Source organism: Acinetobacter lactucae, assembly GCF_013122135.1.
Classification (GTDB): domain Bacteria; phylum Pseudomonadota; class Gammaproteobacteria; order Pseudomonadales; family Moraxellaceae; genus Acinetobacter; species Acinetobacter lactucae.
In genome coordinates, this window is the sequence record NZ_CP053391.1 from 3831950 (window position 1) to 3858641 (window position 26692).

Genomic DNA, 26692 nt, shown 5'->3' on the forward strand with positions numbered 1-26692 from the left:
TTTTTGCGGATAGGCTGACTACTTAGGATGGCATGATCAAGCAAACCATCCCATAAAATCTTAGTAAAAAATATCCTGCTCTCCTGAGTTGTTAATCATTCTAGAATCACAAGCTCTTAACACTTGATAATTAGCCTTATTAGTACAGTCTGTTTGTGTATTTAGAGCGTTCAAGCACAGTAAGCGTAGTACAAGACCACCACAATCAGAGCCCAAGTTGAAAGAGCTGCAATATAGAAAATTGTATGTTGTTCATCGTCACTAGGGATGTGGAAGAAGTCGTAAATAGTAGAGATTGCAACAATCCAGCATTCAAGCCCAAGGAGAGTGTTTTTCTTTTTGAAAAACTTCCAGCCATAAACCGCAGCAGTCAGTATAAGTAAAAAAATCAGCGGCTAGGAAAATAAGGATTTTGGTATTTTCCATAACTATTTCGTCATTATTTTCCATAAGAAAAATTCAGATTGAAGAGTGTTTTCTGTAAATTGCCATCAATGAGTCGGGATTGATGGCAGGACAATTTTATCCAGCTTTCACTAGCTTGGATGAAACCGTCCAAACACTGATGAATACTACCTTCAGACTTGAGATCTAGCTGGCCATATTTATATCCATATGGCCAGATTAGTCTAATGAGGCGGTATTGATAAGTTCTCACTCGCTTTTAACCAGCGGTTCCAGAAATCAATGAAGCGACTCGCTCTGCAGTGCGTTGGCCGGTTAGTACCGCGCCATTCATAGTGCCGGCCCATTCGCCAGCGGTTTCCGTTCCTGCCCAATAGATTCTCATATGAGGTTCGATAAGAGCACTACCATGGGTCACTGTTGCGTAGGGAGCTACCGCAGGATTGGGACCACCTGGTGCGAATGACTCTTCACCCCAGCAATGATCAACATAATCAATGGGATTACAAGCTTCAGGACCATATAGGTCGTTAAGTTGCTGGATTACTCGGTTGCGTCGAATCTCGGGACTGAATCGGTCAAACACTCTTGGATCACAGAAGGCCATTAGAATGCCAGGTCCGTTATTGTCAGGCGAAACATCAAATGTGATAAATACTGTTCCGGTATCCGTGACCCCTTCTCCTGATAAACCATTAGCACGCCAGAAAGGCTTTTCATAGGCGATAAAAGCCTTACTGAGCACACCCATATGCCAAGACTTTGTTAAGCCTACGGCTTTGTTAGGTAGCATTGGCTCAAACTCAATATTGGCACGATGAGCGGGGGCAGTGGTAACAATGGCATATTTGGCGTTAATCACTTTGGTGTCTGTAAAGACCGTTACTCCATTGTCATCTTGGCTGATTCGTCGAACAGGAGTATCAACAATCACTCTGTCACCGAGGTGAGAAGCAAGGCGTAAGGCGATCTCTTGAGTGGTTTCAGTTATCCGATCTTGTTGTTGCCCACCTTCAACGTCCAACATATGGTCAATGCTACCTGCTGCGCGGATATAGCGTAATGCGTGCAATAGAGAAACATCCCCTGGACTACAGCCCCATTGAACTTTGCTAATAACGGCCATCATTGCTCGGGTGCCACTTAGTGCATGCTTCTTGTCGAGCCACTCGCCAAAAGAAATCGAATCAAGCTGGTCAGCACCAGGGGTGTTCCAGGGTGCATCGACGTCAATTTTGGCGATCAGTTTCTCCACGGCCTTCAAAATCCTAGCTGTATCGAGTATGGTCAAAAGCGAGGCTTTAGGAACTGAACCTTTGTAAGTATGGCGGCACCCTTTCATCCACAGAAGGTTTTTGCCTTCGTTAAACTGGCTGGTTGTGGTGCATCCCATTCTCTTGGCAAGATCATTAATCGCTGTGTGTTTTGGTGATACCCATGTGGCGCCAAGGTCGACTTTGACGCCTGCAACTTCGCCGGATAAGGAACGACCACCGACACGATCACGACCTTCTACAACCAAGACAGATTTTCCTAGGGACACTAGTCGCTCTGCTGCGCTCAAACCGGCAAAACCGGCACCAACGATAACGACATCTACTGAAGCAGCTTCTGAGTTAGGATTAAGTGATTTGGACATTGCGCTCTCCATTATTTGCATCGTCATGATCTTTTTGAATAGCAATTGGCTTAATTGAGGGCAAGAATTAGGATAAGGCCTTTCCAACCGCTTATTGTTTGATCAACCTATCATTTATTTTTAATTATCACAACAACTGTTTTTAAAATTAAATATCGGTATCTATCTATTGTTAATAGTTTAAAAAATTGAATAGTAATATGGATTTACGACGAAATTTTATAGTAGATAGAAAAACTTTCTAGGGCTTGTCGGGCATCAACCTTAGTTGATGTGATAGCTGTAGTATAGGAATCGCTTGCCCTTTTCCTAGCAAAAATAGGACAAGCCATGAAATTCATTGAGAAGACACCGCGATGAAAAAGGAAACATATGAAAAACGTGTATAACCCTTCACCCTTCAGTTATTCACTGTTCTCCTCTCCTTCGAGGTCAAATTGCATCTGTTTTGTGTTTCACTTGTATGACACAATCTCCGTTCTAGCTTCGCCGAACCTCTAACAACTCTTCAATAGAAGTCGGTATAAAAGGTACTCGACAATAAGGCAGAAAGGCCTTAAAGAAGTCATCGGGATCAATAATGGTTTCTGGAGCATGAACACCCGGTTGACTGATTTTTTTATCTAGATAAAGGCGCAAAGCCACTGCCATTGGTATACCTGTACAAGCCCCCAAATCGAAAGTAGGAAGAGACATTACTGCACACGCCACAGTAGAGGGTTTACCGTTCTTATGCCCTTCAGCCAAGGCAAATGCCTCAGGTAAATCTATCTGACGCTGTAGCTTGCCAAGAAAAATGCGTAAAAACCCTCCTAGGCTGATTATTCCAGCAACACGTTGCTGTGCAAGACAATCAGCAGCCTCATCAACAGTTAGTTCACCCTTGTCCACTTTTTTGGCCAGAGACTCTAAAAAAATACGTACTTCTGTACCCAACACCATAAGGTTTGGTGCTTCGGTAAGTTCGGTGAAGTTATATCCGAGTGTTATCGCCTCAGGGTGGCCAACACGATACAGTTTTCGTTTCCCAAGACCAGGATAGTTCACTAGCACAGGTTCAAGCGGTTTTCGATACTGTGGCTTACCATGCGAAAAAACAGGAATACTACCAGTTAACTGCTCTAGCCAATGCACAAAAGCTGCAGGAGTTTGCTCCTTTTTCTGTTTAAATTCTTCCTCAGCAATCTTACCGTCGACGTTCCAGCCAGTGATCAGACGGTCGACAGAATCAAGCTCTCTATATGCCTTGACAGCCAACAAGTTGGTTAACCCTGGACTAGCCCCAATTCCAACTACGGCGACAGTACCACTTTCACGTGCCTGATGGTCGAGCTTGAGCATGTCCAGTGTGGGCTCAGCATCGTCACAAATATCAAAATATGGACGGCCAGCCGCAATTGTCGCCTTAAGCACATGGAGACCAAACCGGAAAAAAGGACCTGACGTGTTAAGCACTACATCGGCAGTGCCTATAGCACGAGCCAAGGCTTCCTCGTCCATGATGTCTAGTTTCATGGGAACGGCTTTAGTACCGATGTCTTTTGCCGCTGAGTTTGCTGCTGATAAGTTAATATCAGCAATCGTAATTTGGTCAACTTCGGGAAAATCTCGTACTGCATACAGCGCAGCGCGCCCCATTACGCCTGCACCTCCTATTGCAAGAACATGCATAACATTATCCTTTAAAAAAACAGTTGTTATGATAAATCTATCAGCTTCCAATAATTATCGCAACACATGTTATTTTAAATTAATAAATATTCCCGTACTCACTTATCTAGGTAGGATGTTGTAGAGTGAATGGGGGCAAAACGCTTGATGGGGGCATTACCCGTCTGGAAGATGATACTTAGTTCTGTGGTAACTAGGTTTTTGCACTAGCTCTGTTCACCTATGAACAAAGTGTTCAATTACCTAGCCACTATCGAGTATGCCAATGAGTAGGCCCGCGCATGAAAAAAGAATCACTCGGAAAGTGCAGGTGTAGGTTTAGCCATATTACCCAAATTTCTAGCAGAGGATAAATCTGAGCTTGAAACCCTTTTAGCTGAACAAGTTCGCTTTACCCACACGTTTTGGATGCTGACCTTTATTGATTTACAACATGAACCATACATTAAGTTAGTTTGGGATTATTTACGCAAACAAGCCGATAAATACCAACATTTGTTAGTTGATTAAATATCAAATAAAAAAGCCAATCACTGATGATTGGCTTTTTTGAAACTATGAATCATTAATCAAAAGTTTCTTGACCCAATTTTCTTATACGTGGCTTATAGAACACAAAATAAGTTACGCTTAAAACCACTAACCATAGTGGACTCACATATACCGCTTTTAATGTATCTGGCTCGAGCGCCAAAATCACCAAAGTAAACAAGAAGAATGCAATCACAACATACGCCATTAGCACACCACCCGGCATTTTAAAGGTTGATGCTGCATGAAGCTCAGGACGCGTTTTACGATAACGTAAATAGCACGCCATGATCAAAATCCAGACGCTAATAAATAAAATGACACAGAGTGAACTTGCCAGAGTAAATGCTTCCATGGTGTTTGGAACAAAGTACTGAAGCACTGCCCCGCCCATAATGAAAATACATGAGAAGATTAAACCATTTGATGGCACTGCACGTTTTGATAAACGTCCCAAGGCACTTGGTGCCTGACCATCTTGCGACAAACCGAACAGCATACGACTGGTTGAAAACACACCGCTATTCATTGAAGACATCACCGAAGACAGTACTACCAAGTTCATAATGATGGCTGAAATCGGAATACCGGCATTTAAGAACAACTCAACAAACGGGCTTTTATCTGCACGGATATGATTCCAAGGTGTCACTGACATTACGACAAAGAGCGCCAACACATAGAACAGGATAATACGCAACGGAATAGCATTAATCGCTTTTGGCAGATTCGTTTGCGGATCTTTCGTTTCAGCAGCAGTTGTACCAATCAGTTCAACGCCAATGAAGGCAAACACGGCAATCTGAAAACCTGCCAAAAATCCGCTTACACCTTTTGGAAAGATACCGCCATGAGACCAGACATTACTGATGCTCACAACATCACCGTGAGGAGCTTGGAAATGTGTGAGGATCATGTAGCCGCCCACTCCAATCAAGCCAATAATCGCCAAAATCTTAATCAGCGCAAACCAAAATTCAACTTCACCAAATAGCTTAACGGTAAGCAAGTTAAGCCCTAAAATGAATAGTACACAGCCTGAACTAATCATGGCTTGTTGCATGGGTGAGAAACTGGCGCCTTCGGGCAACCAGAAACTTAAATAGTTAATGACCGCAGACAAATCAGCAATACCGACCAGTACCCAGCCTAACCAATAAGTCCAGCCTATATAATAGCCAGCCCATGGTCCGATCAAATCATAAGCCATATCGACAAATGATTTGTAATGTAAGTTAGCAAGCAGTAGTTCACCCAATGCACGCATCAGAAAAAAGAACATGCCACCAATTATCATGTAGATAACGAGGATTGAAGGACCTGCGAGGGAGATGGTTTTGCCCGAGCCCATAAATAAGCCGGTTCCAATTGCACCACCAATTGCAATCATTTGTAGATGGCGATTATTTAATTTCCGTTGTAAATGATCAGGGGAGCTTGCCTCATCAGAATGATGAACCATTGTCATATTAGAAGTCCTTTTTATATTTTGCTTAATTAGAATCAGCAACCTATAGGGAGAAAAACGAACCGTATATCGTGGGTTGCTGAGTCTATACCTCAGGACAAGATGTTCAAGTATATTTTTTCCTTAATTGATAAATCGTTTGTCCTGATTTTTTTTAAGTCACATTATTTATGTACTGCCTTCACGGCAATTTTAATTAATCGATCTGGGTACTCCAGATTAGCCGAAGTGTAGCATGTGATCATCCTAAAAGTACTTTGCCAACACCCTCCAAATTGCTCTATTGATCCAAAAATAAACAATATTATTCCGATAAAAAATCCAATAAAAATAAAAAAAGCCAATCATGATGGATTGGCTTTTTAATTAAAACTTAATGATCGTTGACGAGTTCACGTCCTAGCTTTTTCATGCGTGGTTTATAGAGCACATGATATGTGACGCCTAAAATAACCAACCATACTGGACTGACATATAAAGCCTTTAAAGTATCTGGCTCTAATGCCAAGATGACTAAAGTGAAAAGCATGAATGCCAAAACAACATAACTCATCCAAACGCCACCCGGCATTTTGAATGTTGATTTTTCATGTAATTCAGGACGTAATTTACGGTAGCGCAAATAGCACACCATAATGAGACTCCAGACACTAATGAATAGAATCACACAGAGTGAACTTGCCAAAGTAAATGCTTCCATGGTGTTTGGAACAAAGTACTGAAGTACCGCCCCGCCCATGATAAACGTACAAGAGAAAATCAAACCATTTGAAGGAACTGCGCGTTTTGATAAGCGTCCAAATGCTCCAGGTGCCTGGCCATCTTTTGATAATCCAAACAACATACGGCTAGTTGAAAACACACCGCTGTTCATAGAAGACATCACCGAAGATAGCACCACCAAGTTCATGATGATTGCAGAAACCGGAATACCCGCATTTAAGAACAACTCAACAAATGGACTTTTGTCTGCACGAATGTGATCCCAAGGCGTTACTGACATCACAATAAAGAGTGCCAACACATAGAACAAAATAATACGTACCGGAATCGCGTTAATTGCTTTCGGTAAGTTCTTTTGGGGATCTTTAGTTTCAGCAGCTGTTGTGCCGACCAATTCAACCCCGACAAAAGCAAATACGGCAATCTGGAATCCTGCCAAGAAGCCTTCTGTACCTTTCGGGAATAAACCGCCGTGTGACCAAACATTACTAATGCTGGCAACAGCGCCTTGCGGGGCTTGGAAATGGCTGAAAATCATATAGCCACCCACTCCGATCAGGCCAATAATTGCCAAAATCTTAATGAGTGCAAACCAGAATTCGATTTCACCAAATAGGCGTACTGTAAGTAGGTTAAGACCCATCACAAACAATACACAGCCAGCACTAATCATGGCCTGCTGTATTGGTGAGAAACTTGCACCATCGGGCAACCAGAAGCTCAAATAGTTAATGACCGCTGAAAGGTCCGCAATACCGACCAGCACCCAACCTAACCAATAGGTCCAGCCCAAATAATAACCAGCCCAAGGTCCGATCAGGTCATGAGCCATATCAACAAAAGATTTGTAATGCAGATTTGCAAGGAGCAACTCGCCCATTGCACGCATTAAGAAAAAGAACATTCCTCCAATAATCATATAGATTAAAAGAATTGAAGGACCTGCGAGGGAGATAGTTTTGCCCGAACCCATAAATAGGCCGGTTCCAATTGCACCGCCAATAGCAATCAGTTGTAAATGACGGTTAGACAGTTTTCGTTGCAGATGATCAGGAGAATTGTCTGTATCTGAATGACGAGCCGTTGTCATATTAAAATTCCTTTTTGAATTCCTTTGTTAAGATCAGCAACCTATAGCGTAAATCGAACCGTATGCCATAGGTCACTGAATCTGTTCACCAAAAATGACTGGTTAAACCGTATCTATCTTCCTTCTGTTAGATACATCATCATTTTTGGAGTAAAAACGAATTACTTTTGTGCTGCCGTCACGGCAATTTCAATTAACCAATCTGGATTGACCAAATCGGCCTGAATTGTGGCACGCGATGGAGCAACACACCCTTTTAACCAGTCAACCCAAATTGCATTTACAGTTGAAAAGTCAGAAAGATTTTTTAAATAGAGCTGTGCAGAGAGCAAACGAGATTTATCTGTATTGGCTAATGCCAAAAGTTCATCAATCGTTGCAAGAATTTCACGAGTTTGACCTGCCACGTCTTGTTCGGTATTTTTAGGTACCTGACCTGACAGATAAACCACTTTGTTAAAAACAGTCACGGCACTCATGACTTCGTTAGTGTTAATCTTTTGTATATCTGAATTAGACATTCGGATTTCCTTATACCTGATTAATAAATTGAACACGGGCGGTGACAGCACACATCAGTTCATAGCCCACCGTACCAGATGAAACTGCGACATCATCAATAGGTAAAACGATGCCTGTACTTGATTGACCCCAAAGCACGACTTCACTGCCGACTTTGGCACTCTCAATGCCCGTTAAATCGACTGCCAACATATCCATGCTGACACGGCCAATTGTGCGAGTGCGAACAGAGTCCACTAAAACAGGCGTTCCTGTTGGTGAAATACGCTGATAACCATCGGCATAGCCACAAGCGACAATCCCAATCGTCATGGGCTGCTCTGCGACAAAGTTTGAGCCATAACCTACGCTTTCATTCGGTTCTAAATGCTGAACGGAAATAATTTCACTGCGTAAGCTCATGGTCGGTTGTAAGCCCCAGTCCGCAATACTATGCGTCGGGTAGTCTGGCGAGCTGCCATAGAGCATGATGCCGCTACGTGCATAGTCTGATTTGAGCTGGTCTTGATAGCGCAGAATTGCCGCGCTATTACTTATCGACCTTTCACCCGGTAAATCTTTAATAATTTCTTCAAATGCAGTGATTTGATAATCGATACCTTGCTGGCCGAAACGATCACCATCTGCATCTGAAAAATGCATCATGTGCGTAATCTTGGATACGTTCGCCAAATTGTTCAAACGTTCCCACGCCTGAACATAGTGTTGTGGTTTAAAACCAAGACGGTTCATACCACTGTTCATTTTTAGGCAAACATCAAATTGGGCTGGATAAGGATGCTTTTCTACCCACTCGATTTGCGCTTCACTATGAATAGTGAAACTGAGTTGATACTGCACACAATCAAATAAGTCTTGAGGAGAAAAAATCCCTTCGAGCAACAAAATTGGACCTGTCCAACCTAGAGCACGAATTCGTTTTGCTTCATCAAGATCAAGTAAAGCAAAGCCATCTGCTGCTTTAAATGCTTCATAAACACGTTCAATTCCGTGTCCATAAGCATTGGCTTTTACAACGGCAAAGACCTTACTGTTTGGCATAGCCTTGCGTACCACTGCCAAGTTATTTTGTAAGGCTTGACGGTGGATCACTGCGGTAATAGGACGAGGCATAATTAATTCCTAACGCCCGTTATGCAGCATGCGCGTGTGAATAACGCTGAATTGAAAGACCATCGGTACTGATATCAGTCTTATGATTCAATACGATGTCACTAATTAATTTTCCTGAACCACACGCCATGGTCCAACCTAAAGTACCGTGACCTGTATTCAAGAACAGATTTTTAAAGCGAGTTGCACCAATAATTGGGGTACTGTCTGGAGTCATTGGACGTAGACCAGTCCAGAAAGACGCCTGTGCCATATCGCCGCCCGGGAATAAGTCTTGAGTCACCATTTGCAAGGTTGCACGGCGGTCTTCATTTAAACCTAAATTGAAACCGCTTAACTCTGCCATACCACCTACGCGAATACGTTGGTCAAAACGAGTAATCGCAATTTTGTAGGTTTCATCAAGCACTGTAGATTGCGGAGCAAAAGCAGGGTCAACAATTGGAATCGTCAACGAATAACCTTTCACAGGATATACAGGCAACTGTAGATCAAGTGGTTTCAAGAAATCACGTGAATAGCTACCAAACGCTAGGACATAACGATCTGCAGTTAAGACCTTACCATTGACCTGAACGCCCTTAATTTCATCGCCTTCAACAATCAATTTTTCTACGTTTTGGTTGAACTGGAAGTTAACACCCAACTCTTTAGCAATTTGAGCTAAAGCATTGGTAAATAAATAACAGTCACCTGTCTCGTCATTTGGTAAATGCAAACCACCAACGAGTTTATCTTGCGCATTTGCCAACGCTGGTTCTACACGACCAAGTTCGTTGCCATTTAATAATTCGTAGCTTACGCCGCACTCTTCAAGCACGCTAATGTCGCGTTGAACCGCTTCCATTTGTGCTTCTTTGCGGAATAACTGCAAAGTCCCCTTCGCGCGGTTTTCGTAGTTAATACCTGTATCTTTTCTTAACTCACGTAAACAATCACGGCTGTATTCAGCCACGCGCATCATACGTTCTTTGTTCACAGCATAACTTTGTGGATTACAGTTTTTTAGCATTTGCGCCATCCACTGTAACTGCCACATGCTGCCATCTAAATTAATGGCAAGCGGTGCGTGGTGTTGGAACATCCACTTCACAGCTTTAAAAGGGATTCCTGGTGCTGCCCAAGGGGTCGAATACCCTGGCGAAATTTGACCTGCATTACCAAAGCTTGTTTCTTCAGCAGGACCTGCCTGACGGTCAAGAACAGTGACCTCAGCTCCTTGTTGAGCTAGATAATAGGCACTTGCCACTCCGATAACGCCGCTACCTAATACAATTACGCGCATTTCCATTCCCTCACGCACACCAGTTTATTTCACTAGTATATTTCTGCTTCAATAGTTTATTTCACTATTTTTCAGGGTATAATCTAGGTAAATTTATGTTTTTCTCGCGAGAATTTTAAAAAAAGAGGAAATATCTATGCGCCCCTTAGATCGTATAGATCGCATGATTCTGGACATTTTGCAGCGCGAAGGACGAATTGCGATTAGTGAATTGGCATCGAGAGTCAACCTGTCTACCACCCCCTGTTCAGAGCGTGTAAAACGCCTTGAGCGCGATGGTATTATCATGGGTTATTACGCCCGTCTAAACCCAGCTTACGTAGACCGTAACCTACTGGTCTTTTTAGAAATTAAGTTATCTGCCAAATCTGGCGATGTATTTGACCAAGTGGCCAGAGACCTCGTTGAGATTCCTGAAGTGCTCGAATGTCATCTTATTTCAGGTGAGTTTGACTACCTTGTAAAAGCGCGCTTAAAAGAAATGAGCGCATACCGCCGCTTATTGGGAGATCTCCTAAAGAAACTTCCTGCTTCCGCATCTTCACACAGTTATGTCGTCATGGAAGAAGTGAAAGAAACCCTATATCTAGACGTAAGCAAGTAAAGCGAGTTCTCTCTAAACTCGCTTTACTCACATTCCTGAATTAGAAATATTTTAAAATCGAAATATGTTTATTTTGATGTTTAAATTTCGAGAACCATGTAACCGCTGGATAGAGTGCAAAAGACAGCGCAATCGTAATTAGCCACAGCATCCACACATGGTCCAACGACAAATAATTTCCATAGTTAGCTCCCCAGACACTGAGTGCGAAAACATACATCAGTTTCAACACATATAAGTGCAATAAATAAAAGAACATCGGCACCGAACCAAATACGACCAATGGCTTTAAAAACGAGTATTGCTGCATACGTTCAAAAGCAACGAGCACTAGCAAGCCAATTCCAACATTTAGCAAAATAAATAATAAAGATGGTGGATACTTAGTGAGGTTAAAAAAGCTCATTAACGTCAGTTGTAATGACTCAAAATGTTGCCATGGCTGGTCACCATAGACATTGATAAAACGCAGTAAAACAAATAATCCGATACTTGCTAAACCAATACTGAGTAAAGCGCGGGTTCTTTGCTTTGCAGTATATTTTGAGCTAAAGAACTGACCTAAAGCATAGCCCAGTAAAATCACACCAATCCAAGGTAAAACGGGATAACTTGTACGAAGTTTTATGCCCGCAAACTCAAGCCAGCCACGATCATGTAAAACGAACCATATATTTTGTAAGACGCCTTGTGAGAAGTGTACTGAATCTAATAAATTGTGCCCAAAAACAATCACCAACCCTGCGCCCGCAATGACTGGTAACGGTAAACTCACACAGCACGCTAGCACCACCATGCTAATACCAATTGCCCAAATCACCTGTAAATAAATGACTTCAGGTGGAAAAGTCGCTGTCCATGCAAAATTCACAAGCGTAAGTTCTAGCACAATCAAAAATAAGCCACGTTTTAGTAGAAAAGCACGCGTTTGCTGTAAATCTTGTTTTTTTGATTGAAATAAAAAAGCGGAAATTCCGGTTAAAAGTACAAAAACTGGAGCGCAAATATGTGCCAATAATCGACTGCCAAATAAAGCCGGTTCTGTTACTGTTACGTCCATTGGATCGATAACTTGTTTATGTAAATAGAAAGTTTCCCTTACATGGTCGAGCAACATAATGATGATAACCAAACCACGCAATGCATCAATCGACTGTAAACGTTCAATATTTTTTTCTATAGGCATAGCGGTAATCAATAAAATAATGTAACGTTATACTATTACATTTATTTCCTTTTGTCTTTTATGGCTGATGATTTATGCGACACAAATTAGGATTGTTGTCTTCGTTGGGTCTTTCTTTTATATCAACACTCACTTGGGGAGAAGAAACATCAACGGTACTTGAGACCATACGTGTTCAGGCTGAAAGCACCCGAGAAGATGTGAGCCAAAATAGCTCGGCGACTAAATTTACTCACGATGTTTTAGATGTCCCTTTTAACCGTGCTTATCTTTCTAAACAAATAATGGAACAACAAGACGTTCAACGGATTGATGACGCATTAAGCTTGGTGAGTGGGGTTTTTCATCAAAACAGTTTTGGTGGCGGCTTTTGGGATAATTACTCTTTCCGTGGTTTTAGTACCGATCCCAACTTAGGTGCCTCTATGATCCGTAACGGCTTGAGTGTCAACCGAGGGATTAGCGCTCCAAAAGATGTCGTAAATATTGAATCTTTAGAGTTTTTAAAAGGGCCAATGGCGGCTTTATATGGCCGCGGAGAAACAGGAGGTTTGCTTAACCTCAACAGTAAAAAACCACAGTGGGAAAGCGAAAGTGAAGTTAACCTACGTGCCAATACTCAAGAACAATATCGAATAAGTCTAGAACACACCTCCCCAATTAACGATGAACTGGCCTATCGTGTAGCAGTGGTTCATGAAGATAATCAAAGCTTTCGTGATCATGTCAGCAGTGAACGCTGGTTCTTTTCACCACAGCTCACATGGAAAATTTCTGACCAAACGCAACTCGACTTTGACAGTGAATTTACAGAGCACAAAGGAACCTTTGACCGCGGGGTAAGCACAGTCAATCATCAGTTTGTGATGGACCCAGAAACCTTTACAGGCGAGCCTGATGACGGCGATATGAAAGTAAAAGACTACTTTTACCAGTTACGTCTTAATCATGAATTTAACCCTGACTGGAAACTGAATAGTGCGGTCAGTTATAAAGACGCTCAAATGATCGGCTTTTCAACCGAACCACGACGTATGCAGGCCGATGGTCATACTTTAGAGCGCCAACGCCGCTATCGTGATTATACGAGTGAAGATGTGCTGGCTCAGACAGAGTTACTTGGCAAGGTTGATACATCATGGGCTCGTCATGAAATTTTACTTTCAACCGAGCTTGGTCAACTCGACTATAAGCAAAACCAACTTCGTCGCAACCACAGTACAGGCTCACCAAACACAATTGATATTTACCAACCTGAATATGGCAAATATTTACCAAACTTAGCACCGTTTACCAACACCAAAGAACAGCAGCGTTACTTTGCACTTAATCTACAAGATCAGATCTTTTTCAATGATCAGTGGAGTGTGCTTTTCGGCAACCGTTTTGATCAGGTCGAACAAGATTTTAAGAATCACCTGACCCAGACTGAAAGCAACCAGACCCTTCATCAAAATAGTCCGCGTTTCGGAGTAAATTTTAAAGCTTCTGAGCAATGGGCTTTTTATACCAACTATGGCCGCTCATTTGCCATGAATAGTGGTATGAACCGAAATGGTCAGACTTTTGCCCCTGAAAAAGGCGAAAGCTATGAAGTTGGTACCAAATATAAAATAAACGACCAAAGTGTGCTGAGTCTCGCTTTGTTTAAAATGAAAAAACAGAATGTACTGACAACCGATCCAATCGACAGTAATTTTCAAACCGCAGCAGGTGAAGTGAGTAGTAAAGGGATTGAGTTTGACTTAAATAGCCAGATCAATGATCGCTGGTTCGTCAATGCTAACTATAGTTATACCGATGCTCAAATCGAAAAAGACCAAGACTTGGCAAAAGGCGCCCGTCTGAGCAATGTTCCAAAACACCAAGGTGCTGTAAGTACTAATTATGAATTTCTACAAGAAGGTCCGAGAAAAGCAGGTGTAGGAGCTAACCTCACCTATGTTGGCGAGCGCAGCGGACATAACCTTGATAATGGCTTTAATTTACCGAGTTATACATTGGTCAATTTAAATGGCTACTATGCCCCATCTGACCGTTTACGCTATCAGCTCAATGTGAACAACCTGTTTGATAAAATTTACTATGTTTCAAGCTATAGCGATTTGTGGGTTCAACCAGGTGAACCACTTAATGCTTCAATCTCGGCACAATGGAAGTTTTAATTCATACATAAATAAAAAAGCCCGAATTATTTCGGGCTTTTCATTAAAACATACTATTTTCATTGATGAGAGGGTCGGGCTGCACTTGACCGATATCCCAAAACTCAGCAATTTTACCCTTTTCAAAACGACAAATATGAACGACGGCTAAGGTGGTTAAGCCGTTCATTTGCATTTCAAGTTTTGAATGCACAGCAACCAAATCACCCTCTTCAATGACATGTTGAACATCAAAGACTTTGTTAGGAGTTTCAATTGCACTTTCACGCATACCTTCCTTCAAAGAAGTCGCATCACCTGCAAAATAAGGGTTGTGATGCTTGAAGTTCGGCGCAGTGTAATTGCTATAGGCTTCATCAACTTCACCAGCTGCGGCAAGCTCTAAAAACCGTACTGCAATTTGTTTTTGAGATAAGTTCATATTTATCTCCTACTCTTTATTTTAGACCTTACTGCAACAGGTCATCTTCGTCTTCGCCTTCCTCGAAGACATAAGCCATACAGCCCCATCCATCATATTCGCCTTGAAATTTCTCAGCGATACTGGCAAACCATTGCTCTAAATCAACAATATCTGAGTACTCAGGTTCCATGTTGACAAAGATGGTAATCACCCATTCATTTGGCTCAACAGAATCATCTTGGAAAAGCGAAACTTTTTGTTCTTGGTAAAGCAAATAGAGTGCGCATTGCTCTGCATTTTTCTGATCTTGAAAAGCAATAGAAAATTCAATTTCATGCAGCTCGGTTAAATCATCCCCATCTTCAGCCATTTGCCAAAGTACGTTGCCGTTATCGTCATCTGGAAATTGTTCGTAGTCACGAGTCATAAAGTGATCCTTGTTGTTGTCGCAGTATTAATATTATTCGACATCAAGAATACCCGACTTTTATTGCAGTTTGGGTATATATTCCGTTCCCAATTGCATCAAATTAAATTTTTAATTGTATATAAATTTTAAAAAGGCACCTCTGATTCAATCGCCACATCCGTTCCATTTAATGGATGCTGGAAAGCCAAATATGCAGCATGTAAGGCCATGCGGTTTAAGTGAAAACGTTTAGGCTCAGGATGATAAAGCTTATCCCCCATAATCGGATGACCAATATGCATCATGTGCACACGTAACTGATGTGAACGCCCTGTTACTGGTTCAAGTAATACTCGACTTTGATCTGTTTTTTCATCATAAACCAAGGGCTGAAATAAGGTTTTGGCATGTTTGCCTAACTCAAAATGTACAATTTGTCTTGGACGATTTTCCCAGTCGGTAATGAGTGGAACTTCAACGCTGCCCTCTTCTGCGACTTGGCCTTGTACCAAAGCAATATAATGTTTTTTGACTGTTCTGGCCTGAAACATTTTACTTACCGCCACTTCTGCATCGCGATGCTTAGCAAACATAAGCAAGCCTGATGTTGCCATATCTAAACGATGGGTGACTTTAGCCAAAGGGAACTTTTCTAACACCCGTAAATAAGCACTGTCATGATGCTCAGGTAAACGTCCCATGACCGACAACAGGCCCGCAGGTTTATCAACCACAACCAAATCGTCATCTTCAAATAAAATTGAAAGCGGATCTTGTGGCGGAGCGTAAACAAAATTGTCGTTTAAAGGCATGGTCGTAGAAACAGCAATGGAGCATGGCGGCAAATCATAAAGAAATTTCAGATCTACCGCAAAATAATCTATAGCACTCTACTCATGTTCCACGTGAAACTCGGAAAAACTTTATCGTTTTTTATTCATTTCAGCCAAAAGATCAAGCTGAATTTCTTGAATATGTGCAAGCCTTTCCCACTGATGCGACAAAAGGTGATCCATTTTTTCATGCAAATGGCGAATTTCAAGCTCAGCTTTTAAATTAATTTGATAATCATGTTGGGAACGCAGCCGATCTTTAGCTTCTTGGCGATTCTGACTCATCATAATAATAGGCGCTTGAATTGCAGCTAAACATGACAACACTAAATTCAGCAAAATAAAGGGATAAGGGTCAACAGGACGTACGACCATCACCACCGTGTTTAAAATAATCCAACCTGTCAAAAATAAAGCAAAACAAATCAGGAAAGCCCAACTACCACCAAAGGTTGCGATCTTATCTGCTAGCTTTTCTCCAAATGTCCAATTTTGATCAAAATCTGATTCGGTATTTCGGCTAATCAACTCATGGCGTTGCATACTACCAATAACTTCATTTTCTAAATTAGATAACTCACCCTTTTCTGACCGTAATAGAGACTGCACATATTTAATTCGATAATCGGCCAGATCGGCCCGACAAATAAAGTTTGAGTAATTCCAATCTGGATAGTCTTTTAAAATTTCGTCGCTAATCACGTTACGGATGACTTCACCAGACACCAGATCTTTTAAGGGAAAGCTCTTTCCACAAACGGCGCATTGCCGACACTGATTTTTATTCTCCATATTATTCAGCTCGTTATTATGATAATAAGATTATTATATAAACAATTTTGGCTGATCACATCGTAAATAAAAATAGTGATCTAGCCTAAAATCTGTAAAGTCGCTGGTACTATTTTTCGAGAGACAGACATCACAGGCTTCATATGATGAGATTTGAATGTCAGGAGGTAGCGCAGAAAGATAAGGCTTATTAATATATTATATTTTTGCAAAGTATTATTTTTATTATAGAGAATTTTTTAGGGTGTCAAGGGAAAACATCTATGGTTTACTTCAACAATTATAACTTTGTAAGTTAGAACCTTATGCCTATAAACTTTTGATCTATAGCGTCCTAAGCCGAATCGAGACCTTTTGGGTGAGTACACACTAACGTTATACGTTTTGGTGCATGCTACTCTTTTCGATCCCTATCACACCCTTGAGATATAGTTTAGCCAGCACCCTGCGGGATTGTTTTTCTAAGAAAAGCTAATTTTTAAAATTTTTGGGAATTTTTACGCCATTAGGCAAATTTAAAAGAATTTATTCCCATTTACCTATAATTAGTTATATTTAAATTCCACTTTATTTGTATTTTTCGGTTTATTTTACCAAGAAAAAACTTGTAAACTAAATTGGAAGTTCTTTCATCAGCAGACATTTAGCCAACTGGCTCATTCAAACGCAACTTCTTCATTGCTACTTCTAAGATTTTTTAGTTTATTCTTATCATATTATTTTCAGAGATAACTTTTGCGCTTGAATACATTATAAAAACATATTATAAACTATTTCTAACCAAATGATTGGTTTTTTGGAACTTTATAATGAACAACAATATTATAATTTTTGGTTATGGAACAGGTATTTCCAAAGCCGTAGCACATAAGTTTGGTAAAGAAGGCTATAAAATCGGGTTAGTGGCACGTAATGCTGAGAAACTCGAAAAAGCCATTTTAGAACTTAAAACACAAGGTATTGAAGCTTACGCTTTTACATGTGATTTAGCTGTTCTTGAAGATATACCAAATCTTATTAATCGTATTAAAGATCAATTCGGAGAGATTAAAAATATTCACTGGAATGCCTTCCATGATATTGAAGGCAATATCTTAGAAACCCCTCCACTAGAGCTCACCAAAAGCTTTCATATTCGCGTTTCGAGCTATATCGCGACGGTACAAGCTTGCCTAGGTGATTTAGAAAAGAACCACGGTAGTATTTTATCGACAAATGGGATTTTCGCTTTCGATGCAGTGGGTATCGATTTAGTTGCCAAAGAATATTCATCATTAGCAACTACTGCCGCCGCCCAATATAAAACCACCAACTTACTTGCTCATAGTCTCGCTGACTCAAATGTTTATGTGAGCCAAGTGATTGTGAATGGTTTCGTTGATGGGACGCCGGGTACAGAAGATAAAAGCTACACGGTACATCCAAAAACCATTGCGGAGCAGTTTTGGTACTTACACCAACGCAAACAAGAAACTGTTTCTCTTTGTGGAGAAGCAATTCAAGCTGCTTAAAATTATTTCTTATGACCGAAGAAGCGTAATCAACTACGCTTCTCTGAACTTCCTTAATTTTAAGCTTGTATGCATATGAATTATTTTATTATTTTTCATATTCTGAAGGATCAATTTTGTATTTTTTAAACAAAATAGAGCGTACAGAATCATTTATGCTGTCATCATATTTAATAATTAAATAAATATCTTTCTTAGTTAAAGGAATAGTTTTTAAAATATCACTTAGCTCTGTACTTCTAATAGAACGTACTTCACTTGGTTGTTTAGATATTTCAGGATCTTGCTCTTCAAACTTAAAATCAACACCTTGCAAGTTGAAATATACCATAACTCTTCTGTTTAAAGAGTCACTATCATCATATAAAACAGTACCTTCTGGTAAAATATAATATTCTGGCAAAGTGCTATTTTTCGAATATTTACCTTCAAACGAATATATCTTTAAAGGTTTTTCTAAAACATGAATTTCGGGTGTTTTTGTACGGTTCCAGAAGTAATAATTTAATAAAGACTGTATGATGAAAATTGAAATTAGTACGGTAATTAATAAATTCTTTTTCATATCTACTTCTTATTAAAAATATCTTTTATTCTTTAACTACAAATTCATAGGTCTTATCTAACTTCCCATCCCCACTAGCATAAAAACCAGCATACATATGAATCGTAAAAGTTCCCTTATGTTTTGGAACTCCAGAAATTTTTAAATTATTATAAGCATCCGCTTCATTTTGATCTATTGGCTCAATAGAGATATTCATATCACTTGGAAAATTATCTTTTACTTCAAAAGACTGTGGTATCACTCTTCCACCAGTAATTTTTAATGTCTGATTATATTCTTTTCCAATATGTGCTATCGGAAGCTTATTTGGTTCAATATTATAATCCTTACTACAGCCACAAAGACTCAAAGTTAAAAGTATTATAGCCAATTTATTAAATTTCATTAGAAAGACTCCCTTTTTACTATTAACGCAGCGAACTATGTTCACTGTAAGACCTGTGATATTAAAGACCCATCTCAAAACATAACATGGGTAACACCTGAAGACGGCGGTGGTCCAAACTACCTGAACATGTAAATAAATAAACCCGCTTTGGCGGGTTTATTACATTTCTAGTTCTCAACTTAATAAATTATAGATCAACTTTAGCATCAACAAATTGATTTTATTCAAAATTAGCATTCGTCAACTTTGCTTTATTTGATTGATAAGCATCATTTGAGTAATTTTTTCTTAATTCAATTCTGCATTCAGTATCAATTTTTGCTTTTTTAATATCGACTGAACAATCATCATTTTTACATATTTCGACATGTGCCATATATTTATATAATTGATTATTAATTTCTTCTGAATCTAAGTCTACTCCACCTCTTACTATAAACTGATTTTCCAAACAATTTAGCTTAGAAATAGGAAATGCATTTTTTTCAGAAATTTCTTTTAAAGAAGAAGAGCTTGTGACAAAACCTTGGTATGTTTTTTCTCCACTATACATAGATTGGAAATATTTAAATTTTCCAAAATTAATATCGGTAGATTGATAATCTATATTTTTAGAAGTACAACCAAATAATAAAAATATCCATATACATGATAAAAATTTCATTTTACTTGAACCTTTTTTAATTCGGTTTGCAATATTTGCTCGGGTGATTTAGATATACTAGGTATTGTTTCACGCATCATTTTGCTAAACCAAGCGTGACTAAATTTAGTTTCATGAAATGTATTGCTGTGTTCTTTTGGATAACTATCCCATTGCCCTCCAGCATCAGCAATTGCATCATCTGTTGTATAACTCGTAGGGCTAGGATGATACCCTTTCCATTTTGGTTTATAGCCTTCCCATCCCACCGTATTCTTTATATCGTTGACAACATTATTATTTGGTTTACAAAAAACATTTATCCAATTATTTGCAACAGGTTGTGGTGCTAGTAAATAAATTTGGGCTCTTACTGCTGGAGTCGCTAATATATTTGGAGGAGTAGTTTTTGATAATAAAACTCCAACAGGGTCAATAGTAATTAATAAATTGACTGGTACCCCTGCTTTGTTCAGTTCTGTAACTAAACCAGATGAATTCCAGCCACCCAAACTATGACCTATAATATTAATTTGAGTTTGTGGATTTTTCGTATAAACCTCAAGAATATCTTTAAAAGCATTTCTTTTACCTGAAGCTACAGGAATAGTTACTTTTCTATTATTATAAGCCTCCTCATAGCCATAATATTGTTTTAAATTTTTTGTATTTCCCGTATTAAAATTTTTTGCATAATTACCAACAATTTCTGTAGGCCCTAAAGAATCTCCCACACCTGGTAGTTTTACATCTCCATATATAAAAGGATATTTATCAGCAGCCCCACCAATAAATGCTGTAAAACTTTGAGTATAAACTGTAAGTTTAACTGGTACAATCGCTGGCACAGGATTAACCGTTCCCATTGTTGTCCGAACTAAATCAGCATAAGCTTGTGCTTCAGTACCCATCGTTTATCACCACATGTATTTTATATTGCTTATTCGGCTCTTCTGTTTCCAACTTAACTAAGCCAGTTCGATCTAACTTACCGCGCTCAATTTCTTTATCATTTTCGTCAAAAATAATATATTCCGTGCCAGGTTTCAGTTTATTTCCTTGTTTATCCATTACATCAAACCATACACCATATTTTTGTTTTCCTTGTTCAGGTAAATACGGTAGTGAACTATTCACACTCCCGCCCCCCATAAACAAATGCTGGCCAGCTTTCACCTCAAACTTACCGCCTGTGGTCATAAAAATGCCCGAACCAGTAATTTTGACTTGAGAGCCGCCTGCGGTGAGTACAATTTCTTTGGCTGCGGTCGCTTCGATTTTGTCTTCAGTCGAAATCACCTGCACAGCTTTACGGGCAATTAAGTCTGCTCCGTCACCTTGTGCTTGTATTTCAACTTTGCCTTTGCCTGCATAGAGTCTTGCCCCTTCTTGAGCTGCAAAAAGGCTAATTTTATTTTGGGCATGTGCAATCAAGTTCTTTTGAGTAGACAGGTTAATGCTGTCTCCAGCAGTTTGGTTTAGCTGCCCATCTGCGCTTAAGTGAATGTCTTCGTTACTGCTCAGCGCGATGCTATTTGGGCTCGCCAGCAGCATAATTGCCTCTTTAAAGGTTTTGGCTTTTGCGTTGTCTTGCTGCTCAAGTTTTTCAATAAAGGTTTTTAGGTTTTCTAAATTTTCTAACGGGTCAGTTTGCTGATTTTTAGCGACTTCACTAAGTGCCTTGGCATTGCTAAGGCCTCCTTCGATTTGCTGTTTAGCCTCAGCCGCGTCTAGGTGTACACCTTGAGCTTGGTCCTGTTTATGAGTGGTAATGAGTAAGCCACTGCCTGCTCTGACTGCACCCCACTGGTCTGTTCTGAGTTCGAAACCCTCACCACGACCGTCACTTTCCGCTTTGTCTTTTGGATGGCTTAAGTTACCCAAGTTGAGCTGACTGGCTGCATGGCTACTCTGTAGCTGGGCACTGATCTGGCCTGTGGTGTCATCAAAACGTAGCTGGTTAAAGCCTTTGCCGTCGACTTCTTCTGAGCGAATGCCACTCAGTTTTTTAGTCTCGGGTAACTGCCCTTTCTGGTCGAATTGCGTTGGGTGGCGTTCAGCTTCATGAATACGGCCCACCACAAACGGGCGATCAATATTGCCGTCAAAGAAATCGATCACCACGATCTCACCGACACGTGGCAAGAAGCGTGCGCCATAACCCGCACCTGCCCACGGGGTGAGTACATCGACCCAAGCCGAGTCGGTGTCATTGTCGTTACTTCCCGCTCCACCATCATGACTATGGTCGTCAGTTCGGGTAAACAAGAAGCGGACTTTAATGCGTCCCCACTGATCGACATGAATGCTTTCACCCTCTAATCCAACCACTCTAGCGCGCTGCGGGTAAGCTGCTGGTCGGTGCTCTAGTGGGTTATATTCAGGCACCGCTTTAATGTTGCGACGAACCACGTTCAGCTCAGCATAGTGGCGCTGCTCAGGGTTTTGGCTATCGAGTTGAGCTGCCTTAAGCTTGTCTTTTGGTAATAAGTGCTCAAGTTGCTGTTGTAATTCTTTCGGTAAATTATTCTGGTTATAGTAGTGCTTGCTTAAGATTAAGAACTCTTTATCAGCACTGTCATGCTGGTCGAGTTCGGGATGGTCATTCAGCTCAAACCAGTAACCCACTTGTGCATCGCGGACGTTGCCCGAAACCGTAAACTGTTTAGAGCTCAGGTGATGGTAAGCATTAATATGTTGGTTTAACTGTTCGATCTGGCTATTGCCCGATGCTGTCGCTTGGTCTTCACCGTTTAAGTCTTGCATCCAAGCGGGGCTGACGTGCCATGCATCTTCAAGGTTCAGGCTGGCATTGTCATAGTGTTCGCTGTGCTTTTGTGTGCCTTGAACACTGCCACTGCCTTCTTCTTGTTGTAGGGCATCGGCTTGCCAGCGTTGCACATGAACAGAGGTCGGTTGTAAGCGGCGCTCAGCTTTAACTTGGGTAATGGTATCGAACTGTTCTGTCGCGCTGCTGCGTTGATAACGTAGGCTACGACGGTCAAGCGCCTGATAATTTTGGTTATCGTCAATTAAGCGCAAGACTTGTGGCTGAATGGACGCATTCGGGTCAGCAACAAAAAGTTGTGATTCATCGACCAGCCAGTTAATGCCTTCACTACGCCACAAACGGGTTAAAAAGTCATAATCACTTTCATTTGACTGCATCACAAATGGACGCACATCGTAGTCTTTGCTTAAACCAGATGTGTCGAGCGTTAAGCTTGAGGCAAATAAAGGACTTTTCCCCTGCCATTCTTTAAACAGAATTTCGCTAATATCTCGCACGCTTTTGTTCATAAACACGCGGCTATTACGGCGTTTATGCCAAAGTGCTGTTGGGTCTTTTAAGCTTAAATTATAAATAGTGAGTGAGCCGTCGCTTTGCCCTTGGCTGGCTTCGGTAATAATACCTGTCGTTCTAAAAAAATGGCCTGTGTCAGTGACCTGATCGACAGCAACCTGACAGCCAATAAATTGTTTTAATGCAATATGCGCGTTCGTCGACAGACACAGCAACTCAGCAACGCTACCTTGGTTGAGGGTATGTTCGCCCTCAATGCGTTGCAAGAAGACTTGCTGATTTAAAGACTGATTTGAGAATTGGATATGAACAGCGCGATTTTGTGAAACAAGGCCTAAACGCTCCAATATACTCGACACACTCATCTGCATTTTTATTATCAATCAAACTTATATTTAGACCGCATTTTAATTAAAAAAAGACTAATCTGTCTATCTATACTCATTTTCAAAATGTAACTAGTCTAAATATGCTGTTTTACGTTAATTTGTTATTAAATAGGTATTTAAACTGTAAAATCAGATCATTTTAAAGCCCTATAAACCAACCAGATACATTTAATATTTTTCATGCATAATCAAACAGATAGCAAGAAAAATAAATATTCAAATTAATAAAATTCAGGATGAGATATGAAAATAAAAAAGTCTGCTTTTTATATATTTACAGTGATTTTCTCATTTCATTCTTCAGCATTTGCGGAACCGAGTGTGGCCGATATTCAATATCGTGCACAGCAAGGACAACCGATTGCGCAATATCATCTTGGCATCATGCTTTTAACTGGTGAACAAGGTGTTGTTAAAAACTATGAACAAGCTTTTAAATGGTTAACTGCTGCTGACCAAAATGGAAGCGTGGGGGCAAAATATAGTTTAGGAATGATGTATTTCACGGGTACAGGCGTGGAAAAAGACATGAAACACGCTTTTGAATATTTTGCTAAAGCTGCGGATAAGGGCCATGCCAAAGCGCAATATAACTTAGGGGTGTTATACGACAGAGGTGAAGGAACTGCGCAAGATTATGGGCAGGCGTTTGAATGGTATAGTCGTGCTGCCGAGCAAGGCTATCCACCCGCAGAATATAATTTAGCTCATCTATATAAAAAAGGTCGCGGCGTCGCTCAAAGCGATGAGCAAGCCCTTAAGTGGTACACCAAAGCGGCCGAGCACAATGAAAGCGATGCTCAGTACAACTTGGCCCAGATGTATTTAAATGGTGAAGGCACGCCGAAAAACCTACAACTGGCAAAGAAATGGTTTCAGCAAGCTGCCGATGCAGGCGATTCGGATGCGAAAGAAATGCTTAAAAGTTTAGAATAAAGGCAGCTATCTCTATAATATTTTACTTATAAGATGATGAATTACTATTATTAATAAAACTGCATGCACAATTATTTTATTATTTATTTTTTCTAATTAAATATAAACATTAATTCCATTATTTTAAAAATACATTTAGTTTTATTATTAAATAAAAAATATTTTAAATATTAAATTGACGTAATTAAAATCACCGATTATTATCTCGTTGCTGGCCTACATTGCCAGACGGTTTTGACAGACCGTAACTCGTAGCGGATTATAGTTCTACTATAATTCGTTAGACCCTTGCGTCCCCTTTTCTTTGCGGTAGGACGGGAGGGGGACGCCCCGTGCGTGCTGGTTCTACGAGTCCAGTCTGTCAACCCCCTTTCGTTCTACCACCATAAATTAATTCGCGGTAATCTGGTGGTAGAGCTCCATAAATTATAAGGAGTTGACCATGACATTTTTTAAACTTACTTCCTCACTTATTTAACTATTTTATTTATTTAAAATTTAGGTTTTCTATTGCCTGATTTTTTAAATTTATAAACTATTTTTTATTTTAAAATTTTAATTATTTTATTTTCCTAAATTTATGGGAGGATTAATTATTACCTAAAATTATTTTAAACCTTAAAACCAATTATATTTTTATCCTACTCATAGATATAAATCATTATGAGAATAATATGACAATTTATAAACCTATTTTGGCTTTATGTTTGGTTCTAGCGAGCTTGGGTATTTCGGGCTGTAACTTACACACTCAACAGGAGTTTGAAAAAATTTGCCTGTCGGGTGGGCACAGCAAAACCAGTTGTGAATGTATTTACCAGCGACTTGAACAAACCTACTCACCCAAGCTGATGCAACGCCTAGAACATGTCAGTTTGCAAAGTCCTGTTCTCCCACGGGACTTTGCCCCTACTTTTTTCAGCGTCATGCAGCGGTGTGACAAAAGTAGTATGGGTTAAGCATTTGGCTTAGCCCCCTTTATCTCTGTGTTGCAATGGTTTTGTACTTTAAATCAGCGCAAAAGATTAAAGTCTGTTGTGGCACAGAGGCCTAAGTTGAATTCAAAATGAGATATATAAAAGGCGATCTTGTACGTTTTATCTTACAAACATTTGAGGATTTTGCGGATTGGCGACTTACCAATTTTTTCCTAATATGAACTCATACAGGAACAGGATGTTCCGGAACATAAAACAACAATAATAGGTTCATGCATCAGGATCGTGAGATACGACAGGAGTCATATCTAGTACCCAAATACGAAAAAGCTCAACAGGATGTTGGGCTTTTTTTATTTGCGCTAAAAACAACCTCAAAGAAAATTCTTATAGTGTTTTATTCACCACATACCGTTGAACTACTTGATCAACAGTAATTTCAGAATGAAGACGGCCGTTGTTTGCTTGAATGGTTTTTGCAGAAGCTAAATTAGTTTTATAACAATGTATATGTAATTCTGTTAAGCCTAACTTCCATGCCTCCTGAATTGTAAGTTCTAACAATTTCGAGCCAAAATTCTGTCCACGCTTAGAGGGACGAATACCTAAACCAATATGCCCACCACAATATTCAATCTGTTCATTGAGTTTAAGTCGTAAGTTAGACGCGCCAATAATTTCATTACCATCTACTAACCAATATGTAATGTTAGGAACATGCCCTTCTTCTAGGGATTCCCCTTTTTCATAATCTCTCAGTTTATTCAAAAATGATTCAAAATTTGTATGGTCAAACTCCGTTGTCAAAGGATGACGATCTTCATCTGCTAATTCATTAATATAGTTGTTATAACTCTCTTTAAATCTTAAATGAGGTTTTACCAACATAACGGTCATTTATTTATTACTCCCGATAAAATTGTTCTTTTTACAACCAAACTTAAACATAACATATTGTTATCAATAACAACTCTTATTCTTCTCAACATCTTAAATGATTAGGTATAAAAGTAAGCCCCTTATATTCGCCCCTGTTGTAACTACAAAATGCCCTACACCACATTTTTAATGTACGTTTTAACCTACAAACTTTTAGGGATTTTGCGGATTGGCGACATCCTTCTTTTTTCCTAATATGAACTCATACAGGAACAGGATGTTCCGGAACACAAAACA

At 40.0% G+C, this 26692-nt stretch carries 23 protein-coding genes and 2 pseudogenes; 7 read left to right on the forward strand and 18 right to left on the reverse strand.

From position 1 onward, the window contains the following. Positions 1 to 664: 664 nt before the first annotated feature. Both HLV59_RS17915 and HLV59_RS17920 read right to left on the reverse strand, forming a co-directional pair. The gene (locus HLV59_RS17915; RefSeq protein ID WP_171430495.1) at positions 665 to 2044 is read right to left on the reverse strand and encodes a flavin monoamine oxidase family protein; all 1380 of its coding nucleotides are present in this window, start codon (positions 2042 to 2044) and stop codon (positions 665 to 667) included. Between the two features lie 480 nt (positions 2045 to 2524). Further along, the gene (locus HLV59_RS17920) at positions 2525 to 3715 is read right to left on the reverse strand and encodes a saccharopine dehydrogenase family protein (RefSeq protein ID WP_081175604.1); all 1191 of its coding nucleotides are present in this window, start codon (positions 3713 to 3715) and stop codon (positions 2525 to 2527) included. 303 nt (positions 3716 to 4018) lie between these two features. On the opposite strand from HLV59_RS17920, the pseudogene HLV59_RS17925 reads away from it, so the two are divergent. After that, a pseudogene (locus HLV59_RS17925) lies at positions 4019 to 4225 on the forward strand (LysR family transcriptional regulator); the annotation flags it as partial. A 55-nt stretch (positions 4226 to 4280) separates the two neighbouring features. On the opposite strand, the gene HLV59_RS17930 reads toward HLV59_RS17925, so the two are convergent. From HLV59_RS17930 to HLV59_RS17950, 5 genes are all read right to left on the reverse strand, one after another. Then, positions 4281 to 5714, reverse strand: a complete 1434-nt coding sequence (locus HLV59_RS17930) for an amino acid permease (protein ID WP_171430496.1) — start codon at positions 5712 to 5714, stop codon at positions 4281 to 4283. A 373-nt stretch (positions 5715 to 6087) separates the two neighbouring features. Further along, positions 6088 to 7527: an amino acid permease gene (locus HLV59_RS17935; protein ID WP_031947069.1), complete on the reverse strand. Its 1440-nt coding sequence runs from the start codon at positions 7525 to 7527 to the stop codon at positions 6088 to 6090. Positions 7528 to 7688: 161 nt separating this feature from the next. After that, a complete protein-coding gene (locus HLV59_RS17940) occupies positions 7689 to 8048 on the reverse strand; it encodes a RidA family protein (RefSeq protein ID WP_000071347.1) in 360 nt (119 codons plus the stop codon). A 10-nt stretch (positions 8049 to 8058) separates the two neighbouring features. Beyond that, entirely contained in the window at positions 8059 to 9162 is a 1104-nt protein-coding gene (alr, locus tag HLV59_RS17945; RefSeq protein WP_171430497.1) for an alanine racemase, read from the reverse strand. 19 nt (positions 9163 to 9181) lie between these two features. Next, entirely contained in the window at positions 9182 to 10447 is a 1266-nt protein-coding gene (locus tag HLV59_RS17950) for a D-amino acid dehydrogenase (protein ID WP_119685560.1), read from the reverse strand. 136 nt (positions 10448 to 10583) lie between these two features. Between HLV59_RS17950 and HLV59_RS17955 the strand changes: the two genes are divergently transcribed. Further along, positions 10584 to 11051 carry an Lrp/AsnC ligand binding domain-containing protein gene (locus HLV59_RS17955; RefSeq protein ID WP_001247568.1) on the forward strand — a complete coding sequence of 156 codons (468 nt, stop codon included), beginning with the start codon at positions 10584 to 10586 and terminating at the stop codon, positions 11049 to 11051. Positions 11052 to 11091: 40 nt separating this feature from the next. Here the strand turns inward: HLV59_RS17955 and HLV59_RS17960 are convergent, their stop codons facing one another. Beyond that, positions 11092 to 12237 carry a DUF1624 domain-containing protein gene (locus HLV59_RS17960; protein ID WP_171430498.1) on the reverse strand — a complete coding sequence of 382 codons (1146 nt, stop codon included), beginning with the start codon at positions 12235 to 12237 and terminating at the stop codon, positions 11092 to 11094. A 74-nt stretch (positions 12238 to 12311) separates the two neighbouring features. On the opposite strand from HLV59_RS17960, the gene HLV59_RS17965 reads away from it, so the two are divergent. Further along, positions 12312 to 14402: a TonB-dependent receptor gene (locus tag HLV59_RS17965; protein ID WP_216606743.1), complete on the forward strand. Its 2091-nt coding sequence runs from the start codon at positions 12312 to 12314 to the stop codon at positions 14400 to 14402. A gap of 43 nt (positions 14403 to 14445) precedes the next feature. Here the strand turns inward: HLV59_RS17965 and HLV59_RS17970 are convergent, their stop codons facing one another. The 4 genes from HLV59_RS17970 to HLV59_RS17985 all read right to left on the reverse strand — a co-directional run bounded on the left by HLV59_RS17970 (position 14446) and on the right by HLV59_RS17985 (position 16839). Continuing rightward, positions 14446 to 14823, reverse strand: a complete 378-nt coding sequence (locus HLV59_RS17970) for a nuclear transport factor 2 family protein (RefSeq protein ID WP_163120035.1) — start codon at positions 14821 to 14823, stop codon at positions 14446 to 14448. A 28-nt stretch (positions 14824 to 14851) separates the two neighbouring features. Continuing rightward, complete coding sequence (locus tag HLV59_RS17975) at positions 14852 to 15232, reverse strand: ribonuclease E inhibitor RraB (protein WP_016144003.1); 381 nt, start codon at positions 15230 to 15232, stop codon at positions 14852 to 14854. A gap of 128 nt (positions 15233 to 15360) precedes the next feature. Continuing rightward, positions 15361 to 16026, reverse strand: a complete 666-nt coding sequence (locus HLV59_RS17980) for an RluA family pseudouridine synthase (RefSeq protein ID WP_061874743.1) — start codon at positions 16024 to 16026, stop codon at positions 15361 to 15363. 111 nt (positions 16027 to 16137) lie between these two features. Then, on the reverse strand, positions 16138 to 16839 hold the full coding sequence (locus HLV59_RS17985; RefSeq protein WP_016144001.1) for a DUF1003 domain-containing protein: 702 nt from the start codon (positions 16837 to 16839) through the stop codon (positions 16138 to 16140). An 809-nt stretch (positions 16840 to 17648) separates the two neighbouring features. Here HLV59_RS17985 and HLV59_RS17990 point away from each other — a divergent pair. Next, a complete protein-coding gene (locus tag HLV59_RS17990; RefSeq protein ID WP_171430499.1) occupies positions 17649 to 18350 on the forward strand; it encodes an SDR family NAD(P)-dependent oxidoreductase in 702 nt (233 codons plus the stop codon). 88 nt (positions 18351 to 18438) lie between these two features. On the opposite strand, the gene HLV59_RS17995 is transcribed toward HLV59_RS17990, so the two are convergent. Beyond that, positions 18439 to 18915 carry a hypothetical protein gene (locus HLV59_RS17995; RefSeq protein WP_171430500.1) on the reverse strand — a complete coding sequence of 159 codons (477 nt, stop codon included), beginning with the start codon at positions 18913 to 18915 and terminating at the stop codon, positions 18439 to 18441. A gap of 25 nt (positions 18916 to 18940) precedes the next feature. Continuing rightward, positions 18941 to 19303, reverse strand: a complete 363-nt coding sequence (locus tag HLV59_RS18000; RefSeq protein WP_171430501.1) for a hypothetical protein — start codon at positions 19301 to 19303, stop codon at positions 18941 to 18943. A 15-nt stretch (positions 19304 to 19318) separates the two neighbouring features. Here HLV59_RS18000 and HLV59_RS18840 point away from each other — a divergent pair. Further along, positions 19319 to 19438: pseudogene (locus tag HLV59_RS18840) on the forward strand (4Fe-4S dicluster domain-containing protein); the annotation flags it as partial. Between the two features lie 88 nt (positions 19439 to 19526). On the opposite strand, the gene HLV59_RS18010 reads toward HLV59_RS18840, so the two are convergent. From HLV59_RS18010 to HLV59_RS18020, 3 genes are read right to left on the reverse strand one after another with little or no spacing between them, the layout of a single operon-like run. Continuing rightward, the gene (locus HLV59_RS18010) at positions 19527 to 19970 is read right to left on the reverse strand and encodes a hypothetical protein (RefSeq protein WP_068564465.1); all 444 of its coding nucleotides are present in this window, start codon (positions 19968 to 19970) and stop codon (positions 19527 to 19529) included. Continuing rightward, entirely contained in the window at positions 19967 to 20860 is an 894-nt protein-coding gene (locus HLV59_RS18750) for a hypothetical protein (protein ID WP_228721988.1), read from the reverse strand. Before HLV59_RS18750 ends, HLV59_RS18010 begins: the two co-directional genes overlap by 4 nt. Continuing rightward, the gene (locus tag HLV59_RS18020) at positions 20850 to 23624 is read right to left on the reverse strand and encodes a type VI secretion system Vgr family protein (protein ID WP_171430502.1); all 2775 of its coding nucleotides are present in this window, start codon (positions 23622 to 23624) and stop codon (positions 20850 to 20852) included. Before HLV59_RS18020 ends, HLV59_RS18750 begins: the two co-directional genes overlap by 11 nt. Before the next feature lie 261 nt (positions 23625 to 23885). On the opposite strand from HLV59_RS18020, the gene HLV59_RS18025 reads away from it, so the two are divergent. Together HLV59_RS18025 and HLV59_RS18030 are read left to right on the forward strand one after the other, a co-directional pair. After that, on the forward strand, positions 23886 to 24578 hold the full coding sequence (locus tag HLV59_RS18025; protein WP_171430503.1) for a tetratricopeptide repeat protein: 693 nt from the start codon (positions 23886 to 23888) through the stop codon (positions 24576 to 24578). Between the two features lie 674 nt (positions 24579 to 25252). Next, a complete protein-coding gene (locus tag HLV59_RS18030) occupies positions 25253 to 25537 on the forward strand; it encodes a hypothetical protein (protein ID WP_171430504.1) in 285 nt (94 codons plus the stop codon). A 366-nt stretch (positions 25538 to 25903) separates the two neighbouring features. On the opposite strand, the gene HLV59_RS18035 is transcribed toward HLV59_RS18030, so the two are convergent. Then, complete coding sequence (locus tag HLV59_RS18035) at positions 25904 to 26413, reverse strand: GNAT family N-acetyltransferase (RefSeq protein WP_171430505.1); 510 nt, start codon at positions 26411 to 26413, stop codon at positions 25904 to 25906. Between the last annotated feature and the right edge of the window lie 279 nt (positions 26414 to 26692).

What these genes read in the sequence shown, in the direction of transcription:
- HLV59_RS18035 (WP_171430505.1), bottom strand. Translation starts at nt 26,413, where the DNA reads ATGACCGTTATGTTGGTAAAACCTCATTTAAGATTTAAAGAGAGTTAT.
- HLV59_RS18750 (WP_228721988.1), bottom strand. Translation starts at nt 20,860, where the DNA reads ATGGGTACTGAAGCACAAGCTTATGCTGATTTAGTTCGGACAACAATG.
- HLV59_RS17940 (WP_000071347.1), bottom strand. Translation starts at nt 8,048, where the DNA reads ATGTCTAATTCAGATATACAAAAGATTAACACTAACGAAGTCATGAGT.
- HLV59_RS17970 (WP_163120035.1), bottom strand. Translation starts at nt 14,823, where the DNA reads ATGAACTTATCTCAAAAACAAATTGCAGTACGGTTTTTAGAGCTTGCC.
- HLV59_RS17985 (WP_016144001.1), bottom strand. Translation starts at nt 16,839, where the DNA reads ATGGAGAATAAAAATCAGTGTCGGCAATGCGCCGTTTGTGGAAAGAGC.
- HLV59_RS17930 (WP_171430496.1), bottom strand. Translation starts at nt 5,714, where the DNA reads ATGACAATGGTTCATCATTCTGATGAGGCAAGCTCCCCTGATCATTTA.
- HLV59_RS18025 (WP_171430503.1), top strand. Translation starts at nt 23,886, where the DNA reads ATGAAAATAAAAAAGTCTGCTTTTTATATATTTACAGTGATTTTCTCA.
- HLV59_RS17955 (WP_001247568.1), top strand. Translation starts at nt 10,584, where the DNA reads ATGCGCCCCTTAGATCGTATAGATCGCATGATTCTGGACATTTTGCAG.
- HLV59_RS17975 (WP_016144003.1), bottom strand. Translation starts at nt 15,232, where the DNA reads ATGACTCGTGACTACGAACAATTTCCAGATGACGATAACGGCAACGTA.
- HLV59_RS18000 (WP_171430501.1), bottom strand. Translation starts at nt 19,303, where the DNA reads ATGAAATTTAATAAATTGGCTATAATACTTTTAACTTTGAGTCTTTGT.
- HLV59_RS18010 (WP_068564465.1), bottom strand. Translation starts at nt 19,970, where the DNA reads ATGAAATTTTTATCATGTATATGGATATTTTTATTATTTGGTTGTACT.
- HLV59_RS17960 (WP_171430498.1), bottom strand. Translation starts at nt 12,237, where the DNA reads ATGCCTATAGAAAAAAATATTGAACGTTTACAGTCGATTGATGCATTG.
- HLV59_RS17915 (WP_171430495.1), bottom strand. Translation starts at nt 2,044, where the DNA reads ATGTCCAAATCACTTAATCCTAACTCAGAAGCTGCTTCAGTAGATGTC.
- alr (WP_171430497.1), bottom strand. Translation starts at nt 9,162, where the DNA reads ATGCCTCGTCCTATTACCGCAGTGATCCACCGTCAAGCCTTACAAAAT.
- HLV59_RS17965 (WP_216606743.1), top strand. Translation starts at nt 12,312, where the DNA reads ATGCGACACAAATTAGGATTGTTGTCTTCGTTGGGTCTTTCTTTTATA.
- HLV59_RS17935 (WP_031947069.1), bottom strand. Translation starts at nt 7,527, where the DNA reads ATGACAACGGCTCGTCATTCAGATACAGACAATTCTCCTGATCATCTG.
- HLV59_RS18030 (WP_171430504.1), top strand. Translation starts at nt 25,253, where the DNA reads ATGACAATTTATAAACCTATTTTGGCTTTATGTTTGGTTCTAGCGAGC.
- HLV59_RS17920 (WP_081175604.1), bottom strand. Translation starts at nt 3,715, where the DNA reads ATGCATGTTCTTGCAATAGGAGGTGCAGGCGTAATGGGGCGCGCTGCG.
- HLV59_RS17995 (WP_171430500.1), bottom strand. Translation starts at nt 18,915, where the DNA reads ATGAAAAAGAATTTATTAATTACCGTACTAATTTCAATTTTCATCATA.
- HLV59_RS17990 (WP_171430499.1), top strand. Translation starts at nt 17,649, where the DNA reads ATGAACAACAATATTATAATTTTTGGTTATGGAACAGGTATTTCCAAA.
- HLV59_RS18020 (WP_171430502.1), bottom strand. Translation starts at nt 23,624, where the DNA reads ATGCAGATGAGTGTGTCGAGTATATTGGAGCGTTTAGGCCTTGTTTCA.
- HLV59_RS17950 (WP_119685560.1), bottom strand. Translation starts at nt 10,447, where the DNA reads ATGCGCGTAATTGTATTAGGTAGCGGCGTTATCGGAGTGGCAAGTGCC.
- HLV59_RS17980 (WP_061874743.1), bottom strand. Translation starts at nt 16,026, where the DNA reads ATGCCTTTAAACGACAATTTTGTTTACGCTCCGCCACAAGATCCGCTT.